Annotated in this window: 4 protein-coding genes; 3 read left to right on the forward strand and 1 reads right to left on the reverse strand. The window is 42.1% G+C overall.

Annotation, left to right across the window (positions count from 1 at the left end):
- Nucleotides 1–7 precede the first annotated feature (7 nt).
- Complete coding sequence (rfaD, locus tag Q1A18_RS14930; RefSeq protein WP_299582245.1) at nt 8–973, reverse strand: ADP-glyceromanno-heptose 6-epimerase; 966 nt, start codon at nt 971–973, stop codon at nt 8–10.
- Between the two features lie 300 nt (nt 974–1,273).
- Between rfaD and folE the strand changes: the two genes are divergently transcribed.
- From folE to Q1A18_RS14945, 3 genes are all read left to right on the forward strand, one after another.
- Nucleotides 1,274–1,897 carry a GTP cyclohydrolase I FolE gene (gene folE / locus Q1A18_RS14935; protein WP_299582248.1) on the forward strand — a complete coding sequence of 208 codons (624 nt, stop codon included), beginning with the start codon at nt 1,274–1,276 and terminating at the stop codon, nt 1,895–1,897.
- 249 nt (nt 1,898–2,146) lie between these two features.
- A complete protein-coding gene (locus tag Q1A18_RS14940; protein WP_299582251.1) occupies nt 2,147–2,977 on the forward strand; it encodes a hypothetical protein in 831 nt (276 codons plus the stop codon).
- Nucleotides 2,978–3,070: 93 nt separating this feature from the next.
- Nucleotides 3,071–6,238 (forward strand): ATP-binding cassette domain-containing protein, encoded by a 3,168-nt coding sequence (locus Q1A18_RS14945; RefSeq protein WP_299582254.1) that lies wholly within the window; start codon nt 3,071–3,073, stop codon nt 6,236–6,238.
- Nucleotides 6,239–6,775: the final 537 nt, after the last annotated feature.

Here is a 6,775-nt window from a genome sequence, read left to right on the forward strand (position 1 = left end):
AAGGGGGTCAGTAACAGAATTCAGCTTTCAGAAATGAATTGATGTATTCCTGAATTGCATCCTCTAAAGAAGTAAAAGGCTTGTCATAACCAGCTTGTCGAAGTTTGTCGGTTGTTGCACAGGTGTAATACTGATAATTGTTGCGAATATCCGCAGGCGTGTCCACAAAGGTGATTTGCCCCTTTACGTTCATCGCCCGAAATACGCATTGCGTTAAGTCGAGGAAACTGCGGGCAACTCCGGTGCCTACATTGTAAATGCCGGAAGAAGTTTGCTTGTTCATGAAATGCAGAATGACCTGGGCCACATCTTCAACGTAAATAAAGTCTCTGGCTTGCTCTCCATCGGCATAATCGGGATGGTGCGAGCGAAAAAGCGTCATTTCGCCTGTCTCACTTATGCGCTGAAACGCTTGGTAGACGACCGATGCCATGCGCCCTTTGTGGTATTCGTTAGGGCCAAAGACGTTGAAAAACTTCAATCCAACCCAAAACCGGGGAGCTTGCTTTTGCTCCAAAGCCCACAAGTCAAAATCGTGTTTGGACTGGGCATAGTAATTTAAGGGTTTAAATCGGCTGGTCAGACTGTGTCGGTCATCAAATCCTAATTCCCCATTTCCGTAAGTTGAAGCCGAAGAAGCATAAATCAGTGGCAAATCAAATCGAATACAGCTGTTCCAAATTTGTTTAGAGTATTCCAAATTGAGTTGGGTGTAAATTGCTTCTTCCTGCCCAATGGTATCGGTACGGGCGCCTAAGTGAATAATGTGTTGAACTTGCGCGTGGTTGTTTTCAAGCCATTTGAAAAAATCATCCCGGTCAATCAAGCGGGTGTAGGTTTTCGAAATGTAGTTGGATATCTTCAGCGGATCGTTAAACTTGTCGACTAAAATGAGGTCTTCATAGCCTAACTGGTTGAGTTTTCCAGCTAAGTAACTTCCAATAAATCCTGCAGCTCCGGTAACAACAATCATAGGGCAAAATTAGTAATACGCTTGGCATGTTTAAAAGTCAAACTTAAGAAATGTTCAAATATTGCCACGTTTAGCTGAAATAATATTTATTGTCTGGGCATTCTGACGAAGCATGTTTTTGGAACAGCTAAAATCCAAGGCAATTGTTTTTTTTCAATTGGGTTGTTGGGAGCGGAAATGTTATTGTTCCTTAGCATTGGGCTGGTTTGTCAAACGATAGCAGGTATTTTATAAGATAAGTTTATACTTTTGTCTAATGAACTGCGACAGGCAACCGGCCTGTCATCTCGAAATATTAACATGGAAGAATCATTTAACGGAAAAGAAAGCGGGTACCAACGGATTGAAAAGTTTGATGGTCCGAGTACTGAGAAAATACGTGATCATTACCGGGAGATCATTGGTTTGCTGGGAGAAGATGTTAGTCGGGAAGGGCTGGAAAAGACGCCTTTGCGGGTAGCTAAAGCGATGCAGTTTTTGTTACAGGGGTATGAGCAGGATCCTGAGGCGATGCTTCGTTCGGCAATGTTTAAAGAGAACTACCAGCAAATGGTTATTGTGAAAGACATTGAAATTTATTCGATGTGCGAACACCACATGTTGCCTTTTATTGGAAAAGCTCATGTCGGCTACATTCCGAACGGCTACATTACCGGGCTGAGTAAAATTGCGCGGGTTGTTGATGCCTTTTCACGTCGCTTGCAGGTACAGGAGCGCTTAACCTTGCAGATCAAGGAGTGTATTCAGGAAACGCTGAATCCGTTGGGGGTTGCTGTGGTAATTGAAGCGCAGCACCTGTGCATGCAAATGCGGGGAATTCAAAAGCAGCATTCCATAACAACAACCTCTGATTTTACGGGGGCCTTTGAACGCGTGGCAACGCGTGAAGAATTTATCAAGCTGATCAGCTCGAAGCTTTCGTAAGCTCTTGTTTGTTAAGCTCAAGGTTGTGTGTTTGGCCTGAGTCCTCCATTTGACGGCTGGTTGAAGATGTATCGGAAGAAGGCTAAGGGCGCATTATTTAACTGAAAAATCATTGTTAATTCATACAACTACGAGCAATTTTATATTATTTTAGCTTAAAATTTTAAAACGAGTTTTTTTTGAACTTGTGTCGCCAAGAAGAACAGGCTTTAATAAGAAGAAAATAACGTATAATTAAAAACCATAAACATGAGAAAAACAAGAACATACAAATTTGTTTCTTTAGCTATTTTTTCAGGCTTGATTGCCTTCGGATTTAGCTCGTGTACCGGCAGCAAAAAGGATAAAAAAGCAGATCCGAAGGTTGTTGAGGAGACGATTAAAGAAGAAATTGAAGAATATTCATATCCCATCGCTTCAGCTTTCGACGTAGCCAATATGCTAAACGAAATTGAGGCCAGCTACATTGTCGGAATTTCCAGCGATCCGGAAAAAGCAGGCAGCTACTTTTCAGAAAAAGAGCGGGCTGTTAATTTGGGTGTTTATACGGCTGACCTGGCTTATGCTACAACTTACAACCAAAAGTCAGATGTTCAGGCTTATTTTAAAGCCAGCGAAACCTTGGTGCGCGAGTTGGATTTAACTTCGGCTTTTGATGAGGATTTGGCCGATAAAATTGAAGCCAACCTGGATAACAAAGACCAATTGGTTGAAATTATTACCGACATGTTTCAAAACGCTTATTCGTACCTGAACCAGCAAGGAAGAACGGAAGTTTCATACCTGGTACTTTACGGAACGGTGATTGAAGGTTTGTATTTGACCACACATATTTCAGAAAATACCTTCCAGAATCCAAAATTGATTGAGGCCATCCTGTTTCAAAAAGAGCCTTTGTTGAAGTTGGAAAACATGATGAAAACATACAAAGATTCAGAGTTGTTAGCTGATGTTTATGCTGATATTGTTAGCATAAACGCTATTTACGCCTTGGAGGAAGGAACTACATCGATGACTAAAGAACAAGTTGTTAAGTTGACCGAATTGTTAACTTCGGTAAGGGCAAAGTTTGTGCAGTAACGCTTTTAACTTGTAAAAATACAAAACGGGTTTTTGTTGTTCCGCTATTGAATCAGGAATGCAGAAATCCGTTTTTTCATAAACTATGGGCTTATGTATGAAGGAATCATTGAAACGCTGATCAGGTTATTTGCGATCATTACAGATTACCACGATGAAGAATCTAAAAAGAATTCATCGGATTTGGTCGGATCGTTTCTTCATGAGAATTTTAATCGCGAACTGGTTGAAATATATCATAAGCATTACCTCGAGTTTGTTGAACACTACCATATCACCAATCGGGACATTCTGTATGAGCAGCAGGGCAATGGCCGGAAAATAATCAATAAGGCTTACCTCAGTCAGATTTGTGACGACATTGTAGGCCAGTTTGATTTGGGAACCCGGTTCATGATTGTTGCCCAGCTGCTGAATTTCATCCGAAAAGAAGGGGGATTTACGCTTGATGATTTAAAAACAGTCAACCTGGTTGCCCGTGGACTCAAAATCAACCCGAAGGAGTATGATAACCTGTATCGCTTCTACCTTTATTCCATTCAACGGGTAAAGGACAAGTCTTGTCTCTTTGTGGTAAACGGCAACGAAGAGTATCATGACAAGGAAATTAAACACCTGTATCGTGAGAACCAGCAGGTCGAGCTGGAGTTAATTCGTATAGCCAGTATCAATACGCTTTTTTTCAAGTACTGGGGACCACGAAACCTTTACATGAACGGACACCGGCTGATGCAGCACCGGCTGTATGTATTTCCTCCCGGGGCTATTCTGAAAACTTCCCGGATTATTCCCATCTATTACAGCAGTGTGATGACTCGCTTTATTCAGGAAAAGGGGAAACCACGGATTGTACTGAATGTTGAAAATATTGAATACCGCTTTAGCCGAAAGAATTATGGCCTTCATCCGCTGAGCTTTCAGGAGCGTTCGGGTGATTTAGTGGGTATTTTGGGTGGAAGTGGAGTAGGGAAGACTACTTTGCTGAACGTACTCAATGGCAAACTGAAACCCAACAGCGGAACGATCACCATCAATGGATACGATTTGCATGATCCGCGCAATGAGGAATTGCTGAAAGGGGTGATTGGTTACGTTCCGCAGGATGACCTGCTGCTGGAGGATTTGACCGTATACAAAAACCTGGAGTTTAACGCCCGTTTTTGTTTTGGCGATCTGAACGATGAGGAAATTGAAGCCAAGATTGATCAGGCCTTGAACGACTTTGATTTGGTGGAGGCCCGTGACCTGGTTGTGGGTAATCCGCTGAAAAAAATATTGAGTGGCGGACAGCGTAAGCGTTTGAATATTGCCCTTGAGTTGATGCGCGAACCGGCCATTTTGTTTGTCGATGAGCCAACTTCGGGTTTGTCCTCGGCCGATTCGGAAAAGGTAATGTTTTTGTTGAAGAAGCAATGCCTGAAAGGTCGTTTGGTGTTTGCTAATATTCACCAGCCTTCGAGCGACCTTTATAAGTTGTTTGACCGCATGATTGTGATGGATAAAGGCGGACGTGTGGTTTTCTTTGGTAATCCCATGGATGCCATTACGTACTTTAAAAATCAAGCGAGTTATATCAATCCGGATGAAAGTGAATGCTTGAGCTGTGGTAATGTGAAGACGGAGCAGCCTTTGCGCATTATTGAAACCCGGATGGTGAATCCGTTCGGGAAAAGTATTCGTCGGCGTAAAATATCACCTGAAGATTGGTATGAGCGCTATAAGAAGCATGTGGAGCCGCGGGTGATTGATTTCATGAAGACGAATCCGGCTGAAAAGGAAGTTTTCCCGGAGGTTCATTTTAAAATTCCGGATTGGTTTAGTCAGTTAAAATTGTTTATTAAGCGTGACTTTGAGACCAAGCGATCGAATAAGCAATACCTGGCTATTGCCTTGCTCGAAGCTCCTATTCTGGCAGTAATTCTTGGTTTTTTCTCTAAGTTTTCGGCCGAAAAAATTTACTGGCTGGGCAATAATGATAACCTGCCGGCTTTCTTATTTATGAGTGTGGTCGTGGCTTTGTTTATTGGTTTAAGTATAAGTGCTGAAGAGATTTTTAAAGACCGAAGGATTCTTAAGCGGGAAGAATTCCTGAACCTGAGCCGTGGAGCCTATATTTCATCCAAAATAATCATCTTGTTTCTGATTTCGGCCATTCAGGTGTTGTCCTTCGTGCTGATAGGGCACTACATGCTTGAAATACGGGATCTCACCTTTTCCAATTGGGCCATTTTGTTTTCCACGGCCTGCTTTGCCAACTTGTTGGGATTGAACTTATCGGCGGGCTTAAATTCAGCGGTAGCTATTTATATCCTAATTCCGTTGATGTTGGTTCCACAACTGTTGCTTAGTGGTGTAATTATTGATTTTAACAAGATGCACGCTTCCTTGAGTAGCTATGATCGCACGCCTGTGATTGGCGATGCGATGGTGTCACGATGGTCGTATGAGGCGTTGGCGGTGAATCAATTTAAGAACAACGCTTATCGTAAGGAGTTTTTCAGGGAAGAACAGGACAAGAATGATTTGGGATTTAAGGCTTATTATTGGGTGCCCGAGGTTGGCAAATACCTGGAAGCCTATCGACGTTTGACCCAGCAGCATGATGAGGAAAAAGCAGCTTCTTTAGTCCCTTTGCTTAAGAATTCCTTTGGGGATTTGATGGAGGAAGTTGGGCCTCAGAATGACTCGGTACCGATGGCCTTTGCCACTCTTGGAAGTTCGGAATTTACACCCAGACAGGGAGCAGTTTTGGATAGTTACCTCGACCACTCGCAAGAAAATTACAAGCAGGAATATGCCGATAAGTCACGGGAACTGGAACATAAGTACCAGGAGTTAGCCGATCGCTTTAATGGCGATAAAGAGCAGCTGAATGCTTTTCGGATGCGTTATTCCAATAAAAAACTGGAGGCTCTGGTTCGGGATAAATACAGCACCTACAAAACTTATTTGTTCAATAATCGCATTTATCAGGGCGATGAGCCGATATTTCGCAGGCCGGTTCATGACAATGGAGCTGCTCATTTTTATGCCTCGTATAAGTTAATCGGCAACTGGCGGATTGATACGATTGTGTTTAATATTGGGGTAATGTGGCTTCTGACTTTTGTGTTGATGGTAGCCCTTTATTTCGATGTCTTGCGCAAAGCGCTGACTTACGTTGAGAACTGGCGACTGGCACGTCAGGCACGTTTGCGCGACAACATCTTCTACAATCCAATGGCTTTTATGAAAGGCGACCGGAAAAAGAGACAGAAGTAGCCTTTATTAGATAAAACGAACTTAAAAGAAGCAGGGATGATTTTCATTCCCTGCTTCTTTTGTTTCCGGGCTATGGTGGAAACTAATAAAATCAGAAGGGTGATTTGCTTGCAGTTGTTTTTATGCAAGCTTAAGGTTTTTACAGGTATGCTATGCGAATTACTTTGGAATCACTGTGTGAGGATTGTGCTGCATGGGGGATGTTTGGCAGTATAGATGCCGCACTTATGGAATTCTTCAAAACTGTTAAGGCGAGAGGTGATTTAGCTTGGTCTAGGGCAAAAAAAAAGAGTAGATCTCTATCTACCCTTTTCTAACCTAACTAAACCAATAAAACTAATCAAACCTAAACTTATGAAATAAAATCTACGACAAAGATATGTTGAAAAACACAAATATGTGTTAAGTGAATATTAAAGGTATGTTAGAAAACATGTTTTTGGGAAACGCTCACTTTTGAGCAAAAAAAAAGAGTAGATCTCTATCTACCCTTTTCTAACCTAACTAAACCAATAAAACTAATCAAACCTAAACTTA

Origin of the sequence: uncultured Sunxiuqinia sp., from assembly GCF_947495665.1 — a bacterium.
GTDB lineage: Bacteria > Bacteroidota > Bacteroidia > Bacteroidales > Prolixibacteraceae > Sunxiuqinia > Sunxiuqinia rutila.

Excerpts from the sequence above, each read along its gene's own strand:
- Q1A18_RS14940 (WP_299582251.1), top strand. The coding sequence starts at position 2,147 with ATGAGAAAAACAAGAACATACAAATTTGTTTCTTTAGCTATTTTTTCA.
- folE (WP_299582248.1), top strand. The coding sequence starts at position 1,274 with ATGGAAGAATCATTTAACGGAAAAGAAAGCGGGTACCAACGGATTGAA.
- rfaD (WP_299582245.1), bottom strand. The coding sequence starts at position 973 with ATGATTGTTGTTACCGGAGCTGCAGGATTTATTGGAAGTTACTTAGCT.
- Q1A18_RS14945 (WP_299582254.1), top strand. The coding sequence starts at position 3,071 with ATGTATGAAGGAATCATTGAAACGCTGATCAGGTTATTTGCGATCATT.